The organism is Ignavibacteriota bacterium, assembly GCA_016708125.1.
Classification (GTDB): Bacteria; Bacteroidota; Ignavibacteria; order Ignavibacteriales; family Melioribacteraceae.
Map to the genome: position 1 here is coordinate 3,123,785 of JADJGF010000001.1, position 18,531 is coordinate 3,142,315.

Annotated in this window: 19 protein-coding genes and 2 tRNA genes; 20 read left to right on the plus strand and 1 reads right to left on the minus strand. The window is 28.9% G+C overall.

Annotation, left to right across the window (positions count from 1 at the left end; translation table 11 throughout):
* Window positions 1-25 precede the first annotated feature (25 nt).
* The 3 genes from IPH62_13495 to IPH62_13505 all read left to right on the plus strand — a co-directional run bounded on the left by IPH62_13495 (window position 26) and on the right by IPH62_13505 (window position 3,558).
* Window positions 26-415: a hypothetical protein gene (locus IPH62_13495; GenBank protein MBK7106290.1), complete on the plus strand. Its 390-nt coding sequence runs from the start codon at window positions 26-28 to the stop codon at window positions 413-415.
* Window positions 415-2,268, plus strand: a complete 1,854-nt coding sequence (locus IPH62_13500) for a PAS domain S-box protein (protein MBK7106291.1) — start codon at window positions 415-417, stop codon at window positions 2,266-2,268. The genes IPH62_13495 and IPH62_13500 overlap by 1 nt, the downstream gene beginning before the upstream one ends.
* 135 nt (window positions 2,269-2,403) lie before the next feature.
* The gene (locus IPH62_13505; protein MBK7106292.1) at window positions 2,404-3,558 is read left to right on the plus strand and encodes a PAS domain S-box protein; all 1,155 of its coding nucleotides are present in this window, start codon (window positions 2,404-2,406) and stop codon (window positions 3,556-3,558) included.
* A gap of 7 nt (window positions 3,559-3,565) precedes the next feature.
* Here IPH62_13505 and IPH62_13510 read toward each other — a convergent pair whose 3' ends face one another.
* Window positions 3,566-4,702, minus strand: a complete 1,137-nt coding sequence (locus IPH62_13510; protein ID MBK7106293.1) for a hypothetical protein — start codon at window positions 4,700-4,702, stop codon at window positions 3,566-3,568.
* 213 nt (window positions 4,703-4,915) lie between these two features.
* On the opposite strand from IPH62_13510, the gene IPH62_13515 reads away from it, so the two are divergent.
* From IPH62_13515 to rplT, 17 genes are all read left to right on the plus strand, one after another.
* Window positions 4,916-5,755: a prolyl oligopeptidase family serine peptidase gene (locus IPH62_13515; GenBank protein ID MBK7106294.1), complete on the plus strand. Its 840-nt coding sequence runs from the start codon at window positions 4,916-4,918 to the stop codon at window positions 5,753-5,755.
* A gap of 2 nt (window positions 5,756-5,757) precedes the next feature.
* Complete coding sequence (locus tag IPH62_13520; GenBank protein ID MBK7106295.1) at window positions 5,758-7,752, plus strand: 4Fe-4S dicluster domain-containing protein; 1,995 nt, start codon at window positions 5,758-5,760, stop codon at window positions 7,750-7,752.
* 31 nt (window positions 7,753-7,783) lie between these two features.
* On the plus strand, window positions 7,784-7,969 hold the full coding sequence (locus tag IPH62_13525; protein ID MBK7106296.1) for a histone H1: 186 nt from the start codon (window positions 7,784-7,786) through the stop codon (window positions 7,967-7,969).
* A 72-nt stretch (window positions 7,970-8,041) separates the two neighbouring features.
* Complete coding sequence (locus tag IPH62_13530; protein MBK7106297.1) at window positions 8,042-9,211, plus strand: CapA family protein; 1,170 nt, start codon at window positions 8,042-8,044, stop codon at window positions 9,209-9,211.
* 1 nt (window position 9,212) lies between these two features.
* Window positions 9,213-10,397, plus strand: coding sequence for an MFS transporter (locus IPH62_13535; GenBank protein MBK7106298.1), 1,185 nt, complete (start codon window positions 9,213-9,215; stop codon window positions 10,395-10,397).
* A gap of 1 nt (window position 10,398) precedes the next feature.
* Window positions 10,399-11,385, plus strand: coding sequence for a tRNA dihydrouridine synthase DusB (gene dusB, locus IPH62_13540; protein ID MBK7106299.1), 987 nt, complete (start codon window positions 10,399-10,401; stop codon window positions 11,383-11,385).
* Window positions 11,386-11,438: 53 nt separating this feature from the next.
* Window positions 11,439-12,011 carry a hypothetical protein gene (locus IPH62_13545; GenBank protein MBK7106300.1) on the plus strand — a complete coding sequence of 191 codons (573 nt, stop codon included), beginning with the start codon at window positions 11,439-11,441 and terminating at the stop codon, window positions 12,009-12,011.
* 45 nt (window positions 12,012-12,056) lie between these two features.
* On the plus strand, window positions 12,057-12,569 hold the full coding sequence (locus tag IPH62_13550) for an adenine phosphoribosyltransferase (protein ID MBK7106301.1): 513 nt from the start codon (window positions 12,057-12,059) through the stop codon (window positions 12,567-12,569).
* 171 nt (window positions 12,570-12,740) lie between these two features.
* A complete protein-coding gene (locus IPH62_13555; GenBank protein ID MBK7106302.1) occupies window positions 12,741-13,469 on the plus strand; it encodes a CPBP family intramembrane metalloprotease in 729 nt (242 codons plus the stop codon).
* Window positions 13,470-13,523: 54 nt separating this feature from the next.
* Window positions 13,524-14,243, plus strand: a complete 720-nt coding sequence (locus IPH62_13560) for a pyridoxine 5'-phosphate synthase (protein ID MBK7106303.1) — start codon at window positions 13,524-13,526, stop codon at window positions 14,241-14,243.
* A gap of 1 nt (window position 14,244) precedes the next feature.
* Window positions 14,245-15,021, plus strand: a complete 777-nt coding sequence (locus IPH62_13565) for a TIGR02757 family protein (protein MBK7106304.1) — start codon at window positions 14,245-14,247, stop codon at window positions 15,019-15,021.
* A 125-nt stretch (window positions 15,022-15,146) separates the two neighbouring features.
* A tRNA-Leu gene (locus IPH62_13570) sits at window positions 15,147-15,232 on the plus strand.
* A gap of 69 nt (window positions 15,233-15,301) precedes the next feature.
* Window positions 15,302-15,375, plus strand: a tRNA-Val gene (locus IPH62_13575).
* A gap of 39 nt (window positions 15,376-15,414) precedes the next feature.
* On the plus strand, window positions 15,415-17,346 hold the full coding sequence (thrS, locus tag IPH62_13580) for a threonine--tRNA ligase (GenBank protein MBK7106305.1): 1,932 nt from the start codon (window positions 15,415-15,417) through the stop codon (window positions 17,344-17,346).
* Window positions 17,347-17,360: 14 nt separating this feature from the next.
* The gene (locus IPH62_13585) at window positions 17,361-17,894 is read left to right on the plus strand and encodes a translation initiation factor IF-3 (GenBank protein MBK7106306.1); all 534 of its coding nucleotides are present in this window, start codon (window positions 17,361-17,363) and stop codon (window positions 17,892-17,894) included.
* Between the two features lie 12 nt (window positions 17,895-17,906).
* Window positions 17,907-18,098: a 50S ribosomal protein L35 gene (rpmI, locus tag IPH62_13590; GenBank protein MBK7106307.1), complete on the plus strand. Its 192-nt coding sequence runs from the start codon at window positions 17,907-17,909 to the stop codon at window positions 18,096-18,098.
* A 16-nt stretch (window positions 18,099-18,114) separates the two neighbouring features.
* Complete coding sequence (gene rplT, locus IPH62_13595) at window positions 18,115-18,462, plus strand: 50S ribosomal protein L20 (protein ID MBK7106308.1); 348 nt, start codon at window positions 18,115-18,117, stop codon at window positions 18,460-18,462.
* Window positions 18,463-18,531: the final 69 nt, after the last annotated feature.

Below are 18,531 nucleotides of genomic sequence, written 5' to 3' on the forward strand. Positions count from 1 at the left end.
TACGCAAAGGATAAATATAAAATTTATGAATAATGAAATAATAATTGTTCAAGAAAAATTAGTATTAGTAATGCACACAGTAAATAAGATTATTAAAACTTTATTTCACACAACACCATTAGTGTTAGATTATCAAAATATAAATAACGATGAAAGAAATTATATACCCAAATTATTAATAATAGATAATACATTATTTGATAAAAATTTGAATTCAGAGATAGCAAGATTTAAATCAAATTTCCCAAACGCGTCAATAATTATAATTACATTGGATAATAGTCAAGAAGCAGAAAATCAGATATCTAAATTAGAATTTGTAGAATTACTGAATGTATGGAATTGCAATCAATCAATTGCAAAACTTATTGCATCACGAGTAGAAAATAAAATGAACACAGAAAGGTTCAACTAATGAAAAATATAAATATTTTGATTATTGATGATAATTCTACAGAAAAGAAAAAAGTTATTGATACAATAAATTCAATAAATCATTACGCGTATAATATTTCTGAAACATCAAATCTGGAAAATCTTCAAACGTTAATTTTAAATTTCGGAATAGATATTATTTTGTTGAATTCAAAAATTATTGGATGGAACGGAATAACAACATATCAAAAACTTGAAAAAGAATTTCCGCAAATTGGCAAAATAATAATTTTAGATAATGAAGATGATCCAATTCTTGAATCGCTGCTAAATAATTCTTCAAGCAATTTCTTGTTAATTGATAAATACAATAAAGAGGATTTTTTTAAAACTATAAATTCTGTAGCTAAATGGAAAAGCAAATTAGAAGAATTTAATGGATCAAAAAGTTTTTATCACGCAACAATTGATTCTTTAAATGAATTGATTACAATTATTGATGAAAATGGTTTTATCATTTATGCGAACAAATCTTGGAAAAAATTTGCAGAGTCGATTAATGGAATATTTGATTATGGAATTGATCAAAAATATTTAGATATTCTTAACATAATTTCGGATGACGAATATTCGTTCAGCATTACGGATTCTGCAATTAATGAAATTTTAGTAAATGAAAGAATAAATTTTACAATTGAATTTCCATTTAAAACAAATGAAAATAAACTTTGGTATTCGCTTAATTTAACTTCGTTTACGGAAAATGGTTCAAAAAGAATTGTTGCCGCACATCAAAATATTACTCACTTAAAAGAAGCTGAAAAAGCTAAAGAAATTAGTCAAAAGGTATTTAGACATTCAATTGATTTTTTATTAATTAGCGGTTTTGACGGATATTTAAAAGAAATAAATTCTACTTGGACAAAGATCCTTGGCTGGAAAAACAAAGAATTATTTTCAAAACCATGGATTGAATTTATTCATAAAGATGATAAGGAAATAACGCAAAGTTTAATTGAACAAAAAATTAACGGCATTGAGTGTATTCAATTTACAAATAGAGTAATGTGTCAGGATAACTCTTTCAGATGGTTATCTTGGAATTTGTATTCTTATCCTCAAGATGATATAATTTTCGGCGTTGCTAGAGATATTACGGATAATAAAAGAATTGAATTAGAATTAATCCAGAGTCAAAAAAATGCTGAAAAATCAGATAGACTTAAGTCAGAATTTTTAACACAAATCTCGCACGAAATTAGAACACCGTTAAATTCCTTATTAGGTTTTGCATCATTAATAAAATTAGATCTTGGTGATAATATAACTGAAGATTTATCCGAAGCCTTTCAGCATATGGATTTAGCCGGGAAAAGAATTTTTAGAACAATAGAATTATTAATAAAAATATCGGAATTGCATACAGATAATTACGAACCTGAATTTTGCGATGTAAATATTTTAGAAATTTTAGAAAAAATTGTAGCTGAATATAAACCCGCTGCAGATCAAAAGAATTTAACTTTAAAACTAATTAACGCAGTAAATGATGCAAATCTTGTCTTGGATAGAAAATCAATTATTGATGTTTTTTCAAACCTAGTTGATAATGCAATTAAGTTTACACGAACAGGTTCGGTTACAATTTATTTAAAACAAACATTATTCAACAAAATATCAGTTTCAATTATTGATACAGGAATTGGAATTTCAGAAAAGTTTATTGGTTATATGTTTAATCCTTTTTCTCAAGAAACTACTGGCTATACACGGAGGTTTGATGGAAATGGATTGGGTCTTTCATTAGTAAAACAATATTGTGATTTGAATAAAGCAGAAATTTTTGCAAGTAGTGAAAAAGGAGTTGGGTCAAATTTCACTATTATTTTTTGATGAAATAATTAGAACAATCCAAGTCATTAGGATTGTTTAAGAGTGAGGAGCAGTTGGGGGACTCGCTCCTTCACTTTTATTTTAACCACAAAAATCAGACTTAATAACAAATCAGCAATTTTGGAATAATTTTTTATGCAAAAACAAAACCACTCAGTTATAAATATAGAATCGCAGCACAAAGAAAAATCTTATAATTTAATAAATACAGCATTAGAGGCTGCGGCTAACGGCGTTGTAATTACTGATATTACAGGGCAAATTATTTATATAAATAATTCCTACACAAAATTAACTGGTTATTCAAAAGAAGAAATGATAAATCAAAATCCAAGAGTACTTAAATCGGGTATTCACAACAATGCTTTTTACAGAAATATGTGGGATACAATAAACAAAGGGCAAATCTGGTTTGGTGTAATTACAAATAAAAAAAAAGATGGAAGCTTTTATTTTGAGGAAATGACCATTACACCTGTAAAAAATTCTTTTGGCGAAATTGAAAATTTTATTGCCGTTAAGCAGGATATTACAATCAGAAAAAAGATGGAAGAAGAATTAAAGCACAATAATTATAAATTCAAAAAGATGATTGAAAATTCTACATTAGGAATAATGAGAATTGATAATAACGGAAAAATTATTATGGCAAATCCTGCAATGTTCAGAATGCTAAAATACAATTCGCAATCTGAAATGATAACGCAGGAAATCAACAGAATTTATTATTCTCTGAATAGCAGAAATAAATTTTTACAAATACTTGCAAGAGAAGGAAAAATCTCCGGTTACGAAGAAATTTTTGTTGAACGCGATGGAAATCTATTAGAAGTTAAAGAAAGCGCATGGCAAGTAAAGGATAAAAATAATGAAATATTATATTATGAAGTATTTGTAGAAGACATCACAGAACAAAAAAAGATTTACAAAAAACTCAATGAATCTGAATATAAATATAAAATTCTGATTGATAAGTTATATGAAGCCGTTTATTTGCTTATTGGAAATAAATTGGAAATTGCTAATCTAAAATTTTTAGAAATGCTTGAAATTACTGAAGAAGAAATTTACAAATCTGATTTTAATTTATTGAATTATGTTTCCGAAGAAAGTAAAGAAATGTTAAAAGTTAGAACCGATAAAATAAAAAACGGCGAAGATGTTGAGAAAAAATATTTTATGACGATAAAAACAAAAAACGGTTTTGAAAAAAATGTTGAAGTTTCAACTAGCTATCTTACATTTAACGATAAAATAGCAACGCAAGGTGTAATAAGAGAAGTCATTTAATAAAAATCTAAATCAATTTTTTATAACATCTTCTTCTTTTGTGTAGTCGGTTTTTGAAGAATTTCCATTGAGATTGAATTTTTGAGTTATCTTCAAGTTCGCGGTTGGTTTCAACAATTGTAATTTTTTTGTTGATAATTAATTTGTTTGTTTCATTCATTAAAATTGCGTTTAAACCTTTATCTTGCATATCCGGACGAACCGCCGTTAAATATAAATCAAGTCTTTCATTTTTTTTCATCGCCTTTAAAACATGAATAAATCCAAACGGGAAAAGTGAGCCGTTACATTTTTGCAAAGCTTTCGACAAAGACGGCATTGTAATTCCGAATGCTACAACTTCATTTTTATCATTTAAAACTAACGGAACATATTCCGGTTTGATAAATCCAAAATATTGTTTTACATACATATCAATTTGTCTATCGGAAAGTTCAACAAATCCGTATAAATCTTTATAAGCTTTATTTAAAACGTAAAATATCTCTTTTGCATAAGGCAATAATTCTTTTGATTTTTTTACTTTTAAGATGTGAAGATGATTTCGTTTTAAAGCAATTTCTGCAATTCTTGTAATCTTTTCCGGAACCGGATCTGAAGTCATAGAAACTTCATATTCCACCCAATCCGTAGCTTTTGAATATCCGCTTTTTTCAATAAGATTTGAATAATATGGAAAATTATAAATATTACCGAGCGTACTTAATTCATCAAAACCTACTATTAAAGTTCCTTCTCCATCCATATCCGTAAAGCCAAGCGGACCTTCAACTTCATTCAATTTATTTTCTTTTGCCCAATTTTCAACTTCCGCAAAAAGTAAATTCGCAACTTTTTCATCATCAATAAAATCGATCCAGCCAAAACGCATTATTTTTTTATCAAATTTTTCATTGAATTTCTTATTAATAATTCCGGCAATTCTTCCGACTAATTCACCATTTTTGTAAACGAGCCAATATTTTGCATCACAAAAATCAAATGCGGGATTTTTATCTTTTCGAAGCGAAAGAAGTTCATCTTTTTTTAACGGAGGAATCCAAAATTTATTTTCTTTATAAAGTGTATATTGAAATTCAACAAACTTTTTCAATTCATTTAAACTTTCAACAACCTTAATTTCATATTTATTTTTTTCGTTCATAAAATCTTAAAAATCTTTGTGAGATATTTTCAAATTAATTTGGAGATTTTTATCGGTTATAAACTTAAGGATTTTTAAATTCAATAAAATATAATTTTTGGTCTCAATTTTTGTAAATAAAAAAAATTATACCACTTAAAATTAAATTTACGAAAAACTTGTTTTTTTAATCAAATCTTGACTTTTCAGCATAGAATAAGCATATTTCAATCCATGAGTCAAAACTATTATTACCAAACCAATGATGGTTTTAAAATTAACATCACAACTTTCGGCAATTCCAATTTAGAAAAAGGGAATTGTATAATTTTGGTTCATGGTTTTAAAGGATTTAAAGATTGGGGATTTGGACCGTACACAGCCGAATTTTTTGCTCAACATAATTATTTTGTTATAACTTTTAATTTTTCGCACAATGGAATTGGTGAAAATTTTACGGAATTTACCGAGCTTGATAAATTTGCAGAAAATACATATTCGCGGGAAATTAGCGAACTTAATCAAATAATTTCTGCATATAAAAATAATTTTTTCGGAAAAGTTAATTCAAACAACAAAATTGGTTTAATCGGTCATAGTCGCGGCGGAGCAATTTCAATAATAGAAACTTCTCAAAATGAAAATGTAGATGCTTTGGCAGCTTGGGCAACAATTTCAAATTTTGATAGATTTTCAAGGAAACAAAAAGATGAGTGGTACCGAAAAGGATTTGTGGAAGTTTTAAATGTTCGCACGCGGCAGAAAATGAGAATGAATATTTTGTTTCTTGAAGATTTTGAGAAAAATTCTGAAATTTTGAATATTGAAAAAGCTTTGACAAAAATTCAAAAGCCATTTTTAATTATTCATGGAGATCAAGATTTAGCAGTTCCGGTAAAGGAAGCAAATACAATTTATCATTTTGCCGATAAAAGATTTACTCAGCTTGAAATTATTCACGGAACCGGACATACTTTTGATGTAAAACATCCTTTTGAAGGAAGTACAAAAGCGCTTGATATTGTTCTAAATAAAACTTTAAATTTCTTCAATTCTTCATTTGGTGAGAATTAATTATGGGAATTAAAAATATAGTTTTCATCATTGTATTTATTGCGGCTTTTGCATTTCTGTATTTCAATTTAAAAAGATTAATAAATTATTTAAGCATTGGAAAAAAAGAGAATAGATTCGATAAAGTTCCGGAACGAATTAAAAATGTTTTAAAAGTTGCAATTGGTCAAACCAAAATTCTTCGCGAGCCGATTGGCGGAACAGTTCACGTATTAATTTTTTGGGGATTTCTACTTTTTCTTTCTGCCGTTTTGGAATCAATTTTGCAAGGATTTTATTCGGAATTTTCACTCAATTTTCTTGGACCAATTTTTTCAATAATCACTTTAACTCAAGATATTTTTGGAGTTCTTGTAATTTTTGCAGTTTTGTTTGCGTTTTACAGAAGATACATACAGAAAGTAAAAAGGTTGGAACACGGAAAAGAAAGTCTGCTTGATGCAACAATTGTACTTTCGTTAATTCTACTTGTTGTAATTTCTATGTTCGGACAAAATTCTGCTCATATTGCAAAAAATAATTTCACTTTATCAAATTGGGAAGTTCGCCCGGTAAGTTTTGTAATTTCGCAAATTATTTTTCAAACTTCGGAAAATGCAAATATTTGGTATGAAATTTTTTGGTGGATTCACATTTTAACAATTTTCGGATTTATGAATTTTCTTCCATATTCAAAACATCTGCATGTTTTTGCTTCAATTCCAAACGTATATTTTGAAAAATTGGGAAATAAAAAATTTGAAATTACAAAAATCAATTTGGAAGATGAAACAATTGAGCAATACGGCGCAGCAGATGTTGATCATTTATCTTGGAAGCAAATGTTTGATGGTTACACTTGTACGGAATGTGGAAGATGCTCTGATGCTTGTCCCGCGAATACAACCGGAAAATTACTTTCGCCGAGAGAAATTATAATTAATGTAAGAAAGAGAACAGTTGAAAAAGCTCCGTTAATTTTAGATAAATCGGTAAACGCTGAAGTTATAGAAAAAACATTAATCCATAATTACATAAAACCGGAAGAACTTTGGGCTTGCACAACTTGCGGAGCTTGTGTTCAAGAATGCCCGGTAACAATTGAACATCTTGATACAATTATTGATATGCGCAGAAATTTAGTTTTGATGGAATCTGAATTTCCGAATGAATTAAATCCCGTATTTAAAAATTTAGAAACAAATTTTACTCCGTGGGCTTTTAATCACCAAGATAGAGCAAATTGGGCAGAAGGTTTAAATGTTAAAACAATGGCTGAAGATCCCAATTGCGAATATTTATTTTGGGTAGGATGCGCCGGAAGTTACGATTCACGTTATCAAAAAGTTACTAAAGCAATTGCCAAATTATTTAATAAAGCCGGCGTAAATTTTAGAATTTTAGGAACAGAAGAAAAATGCAATGGAGATACAGCCCGCAGATTAGGCAATGAATATTTGGCTCAAATGATGATGCAAGAAAATGTTGAAACTTTAAATTCATATAAAGTTAAAAAAATTGTAACGGGTTGTCCGCATTGTTATAATTCATTAAAAATTGAGTATCCTCAGTTCGGCGGAAATTTTGAAGTTTATCATCATTCGGAAATTTTAGAAAATTTAATCAGCGATGGAAAAATCAAATTAAAGGAAAATTCGGTAAATTCAAAAATAACTTATCACGATTCATGTTATCTTGGCAGATATAATCAAATTTACAATTCTCCGAGAAATTCCTTAAATTCGGTTGCCGGTTTAGAATTATTAGAAATGGATAGAAATAAAGACAAAGGATTTTGCTGCGGAGCCGGCGGCGGAAGAATGTTTTTGGAAGAAACCGAAGGTACGAAAATTAATGTAAACAGAACGGAAGAAGCAATTTCAACCGGCGCAGAAACTGTAGCTTCGGCTTGCCCGTTTTGTATGACAATGTTAACGGATGGCGTAAAAGCCTTTGAAAAACAAGAAGAAATAAATGTAAAAGATATTGCGGAAATTATTTTAGAAAATTCTATTTAATATATTATTAACCAAATAAAAGGAGAACAAAATGAGCGATAAGTACACACAACTAGTAGAATTTGTTAAAAATATGGAAACAGATGTTGAAAAATTTTATGTAAAAGGACAATCAGCAGCTGGAACCAGAGTTCGTAAAGCTTTAAGCGAATTAAAGAAAATGGCTCAAGATATGAGAAATGAAGTTCAATCAAAAAAAATTGAAAAGAAAGCTTAATTCTTTTTTATTTTAATAAGGAACAATTTATTGAGGCTGTTTATTTTGTAATGGACAGCCTTATTTTTTAATATGAAAATGAAATATATTCTGCTACCAACTTTTTTATTATCACTTTTTTATTGGGTTTTAAATCCAAGTTTTATTGAACATGAAACCGTAAAAGTTGAGGAAAAAATTGATTCAACCGTTACTGTTACATTTTCATGTGTTGGTGATATTATGTGTCACTCAACCCAATTTAATTCTGCAAAAGTTGAAAAGGATAGTTTCGATTTCAAACCGATGTTTAATTTTGTTAAAGATTATCTTGTCCAGAAAGATATTTTATTCGGAAATTTAGAAACAGTTCTTGCCGGAAATACAAAAAATTATTCCGGTTACCCATTTTTTAACACGCCGAACGAATTAGCTGAAGCATTAAAATTTACCGGATTTGATTTTTTATTTACAGCAAATAATCATGCAAACGATCAAGGAATTGATGGAGTTAAAAGAACAATAGAAGTTTTGAAAAAAGTTAATATTGTTTCAATTGGAACTTCAATTCCCGAAGATTCCGTAGAAACTTATAATTTGTTTGTTAGAAAAGGTTTAAGATTTGGAATACTTTCTTACACTTACGGAAGCAATAATAAAAGCGCAAAAACTTTTCCACAAAAATTTATTAATCATATAGATACTTTAAAAATTAAAAATGATATAAAAAATCTCAAAAATAAAAATGCCGATTTGATAATTGTTTATTTTCACTTCGGAAACGAGTACGCTAAGAAAGTTAGCTCTTACCAAAGAAAAATTACAAACCAAACTGTTAAATATGGCGCCGATGTAATTCTTGCAAGCCATCCGCATGTTGTTCAGCAATTTGAAAAATTTAAAACAAATAACTCAAATTTGGATAGCGCAATTGTAACTTTTTCTTTAGGAAATTTTATCTCAAATCAGCGATGGAGATATTCTGACGGCGGATTAATTTTTAATTTCGATATTACTAAAAATATTTTTACGGATTCTGTTTATGTTTCAAATATTAATTTTTTACCAATTTGGATTTTCAAGGGAAAAATTGATGGCAAAAAAGAATATCGAATTCTTCCTTCGCAAAATTTTAATGATACAACAAACTTTAGTTTTTTAACTTCTGCAGATGTTGACAGCATGAAAAGATCTTATTATGATAATGTAAAATTATTTTTATCAAAAAATAATTCGGCAAAAATTGATACGTTGAAATTTTAATATGAATAAAAAAACTTCACTCACAATTATATTTATTACGGTTTTTATTGATCTTCTGGGATTTGGATTACTCATTCCAATTTTGCCAACATTTGCAAGTAAAGTACTTTTTATTTCAGATTTTGAAATTGGAATTCTTGTTGCCGCATTTTCGTTTATGCAATTTATTTTTAATCCAATTGTCGGAAATTACTCGGATACAATTGGAAGACGGCCAATAATTTTAGCATCACTTTTATTGACTGCAATTTCATATATAATTTTCAGTTTTTCGCATTCCTTTTTAATGCTTTTAATTTCAAGAATTATTGCCGGACTTGGCGGAAGCAATATTTCTGCGGCTCAAGCTTACATTGCCGATATTACCGAAACAAAAGATAGAACAAAAGGAATGGGAATTATCGGCACAGCATTTGCTTTAGGATTTGTATTTGGACCAATGCTGGGTGGCTTTTTAGCGCATTATGGTTATGAAGTTGTCGGATATGTTGCTGCCGGTTTTTCATTTATTGCATTTATATTTGCAGTTTTCTTTTTAAAAGAATCCCTTGTTAAAAATAAAATTGAGACTCAAAAAAGACAAAGATTAATATCAATAAATATTTTTCAAGAATTATTTGCTCAAAAAAGATTGGCATTTTTTGTAATGATTTATTTTGTAATTGTTTTTTCAATGGCAAATATTTACGGAACTTTTGCACTTTTAGGATACAAAGTTTACAATTTAAATGATAGACAAATTGGTTTGTTATATACAATTATGGGATTAGCAAGCGCCTTTGTGCAAAGCGGTTTGCTAAGATATTTGTTAAAACATTTTAAAGATGAAACATTGCTTCTTGTAAGTATGATTTTTATGATTATAGGAATTGGAGGTTTACCTTTTGGATACAACTTTTTGGGAGTTGCAATAATTTCTGCAATTTCATCTTTTGGAACGGGAAGTTTACAGCCAATAATTTTAGGATTAATTTCCAAAGAAATTAATCAAGAAAAACAAGGAAGATTATTAGGATTGAATCAATCAATATCAGCAATGGCAAGAGTATTAGGTCCAATTTGGGGTGGATTTGCATTCGATTATTTAGGTTATGAATTTCCATTTTTAACGGGAGCAATTTTTACATTTATTACATTAATAATTTCATTTTATTTTATGAAATCAAAAAAATATAAAGTCTATTAAAATGTTTAAAGTTGGAAAAATAGAAATAAAAAATCCTTTACTACTTGCACCAATGGAAGATGTAACAAGTATTGCTTTTAGAAAATTATGCAAAGAAATGGGTGCCGATATTGTTTATACAGAATTTGTAAATTCCGATGGGTTGATTAGAGACAATAAAAAAACACATGAGAAATTAAAAATTACAAACGAAGAAAGACCGGTTGGAATTCAAATTTACGGCGGTGAAATAAATGCAATGCGTGAAGCTGCAAAAATTGCAGAACAAGAAAATCCGGAAATAATTGATATAAATGCCGGATGCTGGGTAAAAAAAGTTGCAAACCGCGGAGCCGGTGCAGGTTTACTTAAAGATCCACCGTATATGCAAAAAATGGCAAAGGAAATCGTGGATGCTGTTAAAATTCCGGTTACGGTTAAAACAAGATTGGGCTGGGATGAAAATTCAATTGAGATTCTTGATGTTGCAAAACGGCTTGAAGATGTTGGTGTTCAAGCATTGACAATTCATTGCAGAACAAGAGTTCAAGGTCACGATGGCGAACCGGCTTGGCATTGGATTCCAAAAATTAAAGAAGTAGTAAAAATTCCCGTTGTTGTAAATGGTGGAATAATGTCGGCAGAAGATGCATTAAAAGCAAAAGAAATTACTAACGCTGATGGATTTATGATTGCTCGCGGAGCAATAAATCATCCATGGATATTTAGAGAAATTAAAGAAATTTTTGAAAATGGTTTTGTATCAAAAATTGTAGATGTTGAAGAAAGGATTTCAACTGCACTTCGCCACTTAAAATATGAAATCACAATTAGTGAAAAAGCAATTATTCCATTTAGAAAATATTATTCGGGATATTTGAAAGGTCTTTACGGTGCTTCAAAAATTAAGCAGCAAATTATGCAGCTTGAAGAATACAATTCTATTGAAGAACTTTTATTAAATTATAAAGAACATTTATTAAAGCATCAAGAATTAGAAGAAAATTAATCTTTAAACCTCCAAGGTTTTTAAAAACTCGAAGGTTTCTACACCAAAAAATAATGCACTTAAAAAATATTGCAAAAATCATTTCATATTTATTTGTCCCGCCAATATTAAATTTTATAATATTCGTCAACTATTCAATTTATTTTGAGTCAGATTTTAAGTTATGGATTTCAATAATAATTTCATTTCTATTTGGACTATCAATTCCAATTTTTACTTTTATTTATTTCCGTAAAAAAGGTAAAATCATAAATGATGATGCAACAATAAAAGAGGAAAGAACCGTTCCTTACATTTATGCAATTTTGTTTACAATTTTTGGAGTTATTCTTTCGGGAATTTTCAAACTAAATGAATCAATTATAATGTTATGGATGATTTATTTAATTTGCAGCATATTAATATTAAACGTAAACAGATTTTGGAAAATTAGCGCACACTCAATGGGAGCCGGAATTCCGTTGGGTGCTTCACTTTTTATAAATAATTTTTATTTTTTTTTGGCAGTAATAATATTTGTTGGATGGTCAAGATTTTATCTTAAAGTTCATACAATTCCGCAAATAATTTCTGGTGGAATTGTTGGAATTTCAGCTTCATATTTATTATTAAAATTTTGTCTTTAAAATTAATTTATTCAAAATTTAGTTTTAAATATTTTAGGAGTTTTTATGGAATTAGAAAAATTAATTAGAGATGTACCAAATTTTCCTAAAGCGGGAATTATCTTCAAAGATATTACAACATTGTTAAAAGACAAAGAGGCATTTCAAATTACTTTAAATCTTTTATACGATTTATCAAAAGATAAAGGAATTACAAAAGTTGTGGGAATTGAATCTCGCGGATTTATTTTTGGCGGTGCACTTGCAAATAAATTAAATGCCGGATTTGTTCCGATAAGAAAGCCGGGAAAACTTCCCGCAGAAAAAATTAATGAAAAATATTCGCTTGAATATGGAACCGATTCAATTGAAATTCATAAAGATGCTTTAGATAAAAATGATATTGTTTTATTGCATGATGATCTTTTGGCAACCGGTGGAACAATGAAAGCTGCGTGCAGTTTGGTTGAAAGACTTGGTGCCAAAGTTGAACAAATTTCTTTTATAATTGAATTAGATTTTTTAAATGGAAGAGATTTATTAAAAAACTATGATGTAAATTCTTTAATTCATTATTGAAAAATATTTCAAATTAAAAATTTCTGATTTTGTCATGCTGAACTTGTTTCAGCATCTAAAAATTGATTTTAAAATAAACTTGCCAGTTGCAAGCGGGTTCAAAATGAAGTTGATTTTATTTACTTAAATAAAAATCCAGCGGAATTATCAATCATTTGTAAAAATAATTTTATGAAAAAAACAATTATTGATGAATTTCTTATCATAAAAAATGAATTCAAAATACTAGATAAAAAAGTTGTTACAATATTTCTAAGTTCAATATTTCTGTTTACAATAAGCTGGTATTTTTCAACACCAAAATTTTTTACTCAACAATTTCAATTCTACAAAAATGATTTTCCTTCCAACGAAATTTACTCATTTATGTTTTGGTTTTTGTTGGATACAATACTTTTTTTAATTATTCCCATTCTTATCATAAAATATATTTTCAAAGAAGATTTAATTAAATATGGATTAACACTCAAAAATTTTTCAATTGGGTTTAAAATTTCCGGAATATCAATTCTAGTTTTTATTCCCATAATATTTTTACTTTCGCAATCAGAAAATTTTGTTGAATATTTTCCGCTTATGCAAAGTGCGAAAGATGATATCTTAATTTTCATTATTTATGAAATTGGATTTATCATATTTATTTTTTCGTGGGAATTTATTTTCCGAGGATTTTTACTTTTTGGATTAGAAGAAAAATTCGGAATTTACTCAATATTTATTCAAATAATTCCGTTTGTAATTTTGCATAATGGAAAACCTTTTATAGAAACTTTTGCATCAATTTTTGGCGGAATATTTTTAGGATATTTAGCATTAAGATTTCGATCAATCTGGTATGGATTTTTAATCCACAGTTTTATTTTAATTTCTCTTGATATATTATCTTTTCTGATGAATTGATTTAAAAAAAATTTGTAACTTTTGGTAACTAAATTGAAAAATTAAAAGGCTGCAATTATGAAATTTTCGTTAAATGTTGATCATGTTGCATTTCTAAGAAATGCCCGCGGTGAAGAAAATCCTGATCCGGTAACTTATGCTTTAATGGCTGAATTATATGGCGTTGATGGAATTGTAGTTCACCTTCGTGAAGATCGTCGACATATAAATGAACGCGATTTAAGATTGATGAGAGAGCAACTAAAAACAAAACTCGATCTTGAAATGGCAGCGGTAAAAGAAATAATTGATATTGCCTGTGATGTTCAGCCGGATTTGGTTACGCTCGTCCCGGAAAAAAGACAAGAACTTACAACCGAAGGCGGATTAAATATTATTGATAATATTGACTTAATTAGAAATACAATTGATCGTTTGCACGAAGTTGATATTCCGGTTTCACTTTTTGTTGAACCGGATTTAAATCAAATTGATGCAGCTTCAGAAATTAGTGCTGATGTAATAGAAATTCATACCGGAACTTACGCAAACTCAAAAGTTGAAGAAGATATTTTTGATGAACTGGAAAGAATTAGGCAAGCCGCAAAACATGCAAAAAAATTAGGACTCGGAGTAAATGCCGGTCACGGTTTGAATTATTACAATATGAAAGAATTTATGCTGATTGAAAATATAGATGAAGTTAGTATTGGGCAAGCTGTAATCGCCCGTTCAATATTTGTTGGAATTGAACAAGCGATAAAAGAAATGTTATCACTTATTGATAAAAAATAAATTGAATCAATTAAAAAGAAAATTAGAATATCATTACAAAAAATTTGACGCAAACCAAATTTATCCCGATCCTATAATTTTTCCGCGAAAGTTTAAAAGAGAATCTGATATAGAAATTTCTGCATTTATTTCCAGCATATTTGCTTACGGAAGCGTAACACAAATTTTAAATTCATTGGAAATAATTCATAATTTATTTGGAAATTCACCAACTGATTTTTTTCTGAATTTTGATTCGAAAAATCATAAAGATTTCTTTAAGAATTTTAAACATCGATTTTATTCCGGGAATGATGTAAAAAAACTTTTCCAAATTATTAAATATATTTTGGAAGAATACGAATCAATAAAACATCTGTTTTTACTTTATTATTTTGATCAAGATAAAAACATTAAAAATTCACTTTCATTTTTTTCGAAAAATTTAATTGAAATTTCGGAAAGAATTTCTGCATCCACAAAAGGCGTTAAATTTATGTTTCCCGATCCATTTTCCGGAAGCGCATGCAAACGAATGAATTTATTTTTAAGATGGATGGTTAGGAAAGATGAAATAGATTTGGGAATTTGGAAAGCTGTAAATAAAAAACAGCTTATAATTCCGGTTGATACACATATTGCAAAGCTGAGCAAAGAATTAGGTTTAACAAAAAGAAAAAATGTTTCTTGGCAAATGGCAGAAGAAATAACAGAAAAGTTGAAAAATTTTGACCAAAATGATCCGGTTAAATATGATTTTGCAATTTGTCACATTGGAATTAGAAAAATTAGTTTTTAGATCAATTTCCAATTAAAAAGCTGTTATTAACTATTAATAAATTTAATTGCATAAAAATTGGTAAAAGTTTATATTTACGTTTCATTTTAAATGAAAGTTCTTAAAAAAATTGAAAATACCTAAATGCCGGGGTGGCGGAATTGGTAGACGCATTGGACTTAAAATCCAATGGAAGGTTTCTTCCGTGCCGGTTCGAGTCCGGCCCTCGGTACTTGGTTATTTGGGTAAATAAAATTTATAATATTTTTTGGAGAAAAAGATATTAAGCTTTTATCAGACTGGGTTCTTAGCTCAGTTGGTTAGAGCGTCTGCTTGACGTGCAGAAGGTCAAAGGTTCGAATCCTTTAGGACCCACAAAATTTCGGAGTTTACTCCGTTTTTTTTTATAATAATATGAATGAAAAAATTAAAATAAAATTTCCGGATAGTTCTGAAAAAGAATTTGATAAAGGTATAACATCTTTACAAATTGCTGAAACAATTTCATCAAAATTAGCTGAAGATGTTCTAATTGCAAAAGTGAACTCTAAATTGGTTGATTTGAATAAACCAATTATTTATGATTCTACTTTACAGCTTTTTACATTTAATGATGAAATTGGAAAACATTCATATTGGCATTCAACTTCTCATTTAATGGCTCATGCAATTCAATCAATATTTCCGGAAGCAAAATTTGGAGTTGGTCCAGCAATTGAAGGCGGTTTTTATTACGATTTTGATATTGATACAAAAATTACGGAAGCAGATTTAGCAAAAATTGAAAATAAAATGTTGGAAATTGCAAAAGAAAATAATCCTTTCCAACGAAGAGAATTAAGCAAAACTGAAGCATTGGATTTTTTCACAAATGTTGGTGATCAGTATAAACAAGAAATAATTTCTGAGCTTGATGGTGAAACAGAAGTAATAAGTTTATATCACGAAGGAAATTTTACTGATTTATGTATCGGACCGCATATTCCATCAACCGGAAAAATTAAATATGTAAAACTTATTAATATATCCGGCTCATATTGGCGTGGTGATGAAAAACGCCAAAGTTTGCAGAGAATTTATGGAGTTTCATTCCCTAAAAAGAAAATGCTAGATGAGCATTTGGAACTTTTAGAAGAAGCAAAAAAACGAGATCACAGAAAATTAGGTAAACAGCTTGGGCTTTTCAGCATTGAAGAAGAAGCTGGTCCCGGTTTAATTTATTGGCATCCGAAAGGTGCAATGGTTAGACATGTTGTTGAATCATTTTGGAAAGAAGCTCACTTAAAAAATGGGTATGAATTAGTTTATTCCCCTCACATTGGAAAAAGTTGGCTGTGGGAAACAAGCGGACATCTTGTAAATTATAAAGATAGTATGTTTGCCCCAATGAAAATTGATGAACAAGATTATTATATAAAACCAATGAATTGTCCTTTTCATATAATGATGTATAAATCAAATTTACATTCTTATAGAGATTTACCATTTAGATGGGCAGAACTTGGAACAGTTTATAGATATGAAAAAAGCGGTGTTTTGCACGGACTTTTACGCGTAAGAGGATTCACTCAAGATGATGCACATATTTTTTGTGCTCAAGAACAAATTGAAGCTGAAATTATTGAAGTAATCCGTTTTTCAAACTATATGTGGAAAACTTTCAGTTTTGACAAATTGAAATACTATGTCGCTACAAAACCGGAAAAAGCTGTTGGAAGTGATGAACTTTGGGATAAAGCTACTAATTTGTTAAAAGAAGCTTTAGAATCTGAAGGATTAAAATATGAAATGGATGAAGGCGGCGGAGCTTTTTACGGACCAAAAATTGATATTAAAGTTAAAGATGCTTTGAATCGACAATGGCAAATGAGCACAATTCAGTTTGATTTTAATTTGCCCGAGAGATTTGACATGAAATATATCGGAGAAGATGGAAAAGAACATCGTCCGTTTATGGTTCATAGAGCTTTGTTTGGATCAATTGAAAGATTTATGGGAGTTCTAATTGAACATTTTGGCGGAGCATTTCCAACTTGGCTTGCACCTGTTCAAGTTGCGATTATTCCGGTTTCACAAAACTTTTTAGATTATGCTGAAGAAGTAAAAAATAAATTAGTTGAGAATAATATTCGCGTAGAACTTGATACTCGTAATGAAAAAATTGGATATAAAATTAGAGAATGTGAAAATCAAAAAGTTCCTTATATGCTAATTTTAGGTGAAAAGGAAAAAGAATCCGGAAATATTTCAGTTCGAAAACATAAAGAAGGTGACAAAGGTTCTTTAAATTTAGAAGAATTTATAGTGAATCTTAAATCAGAAATAAATAAATTATCTGTTAACTAATTTAGGAGGTTTTCATCGCTCAAGAAAAACAGCGCGTTAATGAAGAAATAAGACATCCAGAAGTAAGATTGCTTGGACCGGATAACCAGCAATTAGGAATTTATACTTCATTTAATGCACTAAAAAAAGCTCAAGAACAAGGTTTGGATTTAATTGAAATTGCTCCTCAAGCAAAACCACCGGTTTGTAAAATTATTGATTTTGGAAAATATCAATATGAATTACAGAAAAAGGAGAAAATTCAAAAGAAGAAACAACATGTTACAGTGTTAAAAGAAATTAGATTGCATCCTAATACTGATACACATGATTTTGAATTCAAATCCAGACATGCAGAAAAATTTCTTAGCGAAGGAAATAAAGTTAAAGTTTCTGTTATTTTTAAAGGAAGAGAACTTGCCTACAAAGATCACGGAAAAGAATTATTAGTAAAATTTATTGAAAGTTTAGGTGAAGTTTCAACTGTTGAGCATGAAATTAAATTTGAAGGAAAAGCAATGCATGCTATTCTTCAGCCAAAAAAAATAAAAAGTAAAAAGACAAAATAAATAGGTTAGATTATGCCAAAAATGAAAAGTAATAGAGGAGCTTCTAAAACTTTTAGAAAAACCGGTTCCGGAAAAATTAAAAGAAACAAAGCTTTTAAATCTCATATTCTTACCAAAAAAAGTACAAAAACAAAACGAGGTTTAAGAAAAGCTACACTTGTTTCTGATGCTGATTTCAAACGCGTAAAAACAATGATTCAATAAAAGGAGTTTGTGTAAAATGCCTAAAGCAAAAAATAACGTTGCCTCTCGTGCACGTAGAAGAAAATTATTAAAACTTGCAAAAGGTTACTGGGGTTCAAGAAGTAAAGTTTATACAGTTGCAAAGCACTCGGTTGAAAAAGGATTGCAATTTGCTTATAGAGATAGAAAAAATAAAAAGAGAACTTACAGAAGTCTTTGGATTGTTAGAATTAACGCTGCAGCAAGAATTAACGGAACTACTTATTCTCGTTTAATTAATGCAATGAGTCAAAAAGGAATTGATATTAATAGAAAAATTCTTGCAAGTTTAGCAGTTGAAAATCCTAATGCCTTTGCTGATATTGTAAAATTCGTTACTGCTTAATTTTTACCCCTAAAAATCTTCCTTTTAACGGTGGATTAATTTTAGGGGTATTTTTTTAAATTTAAGAAT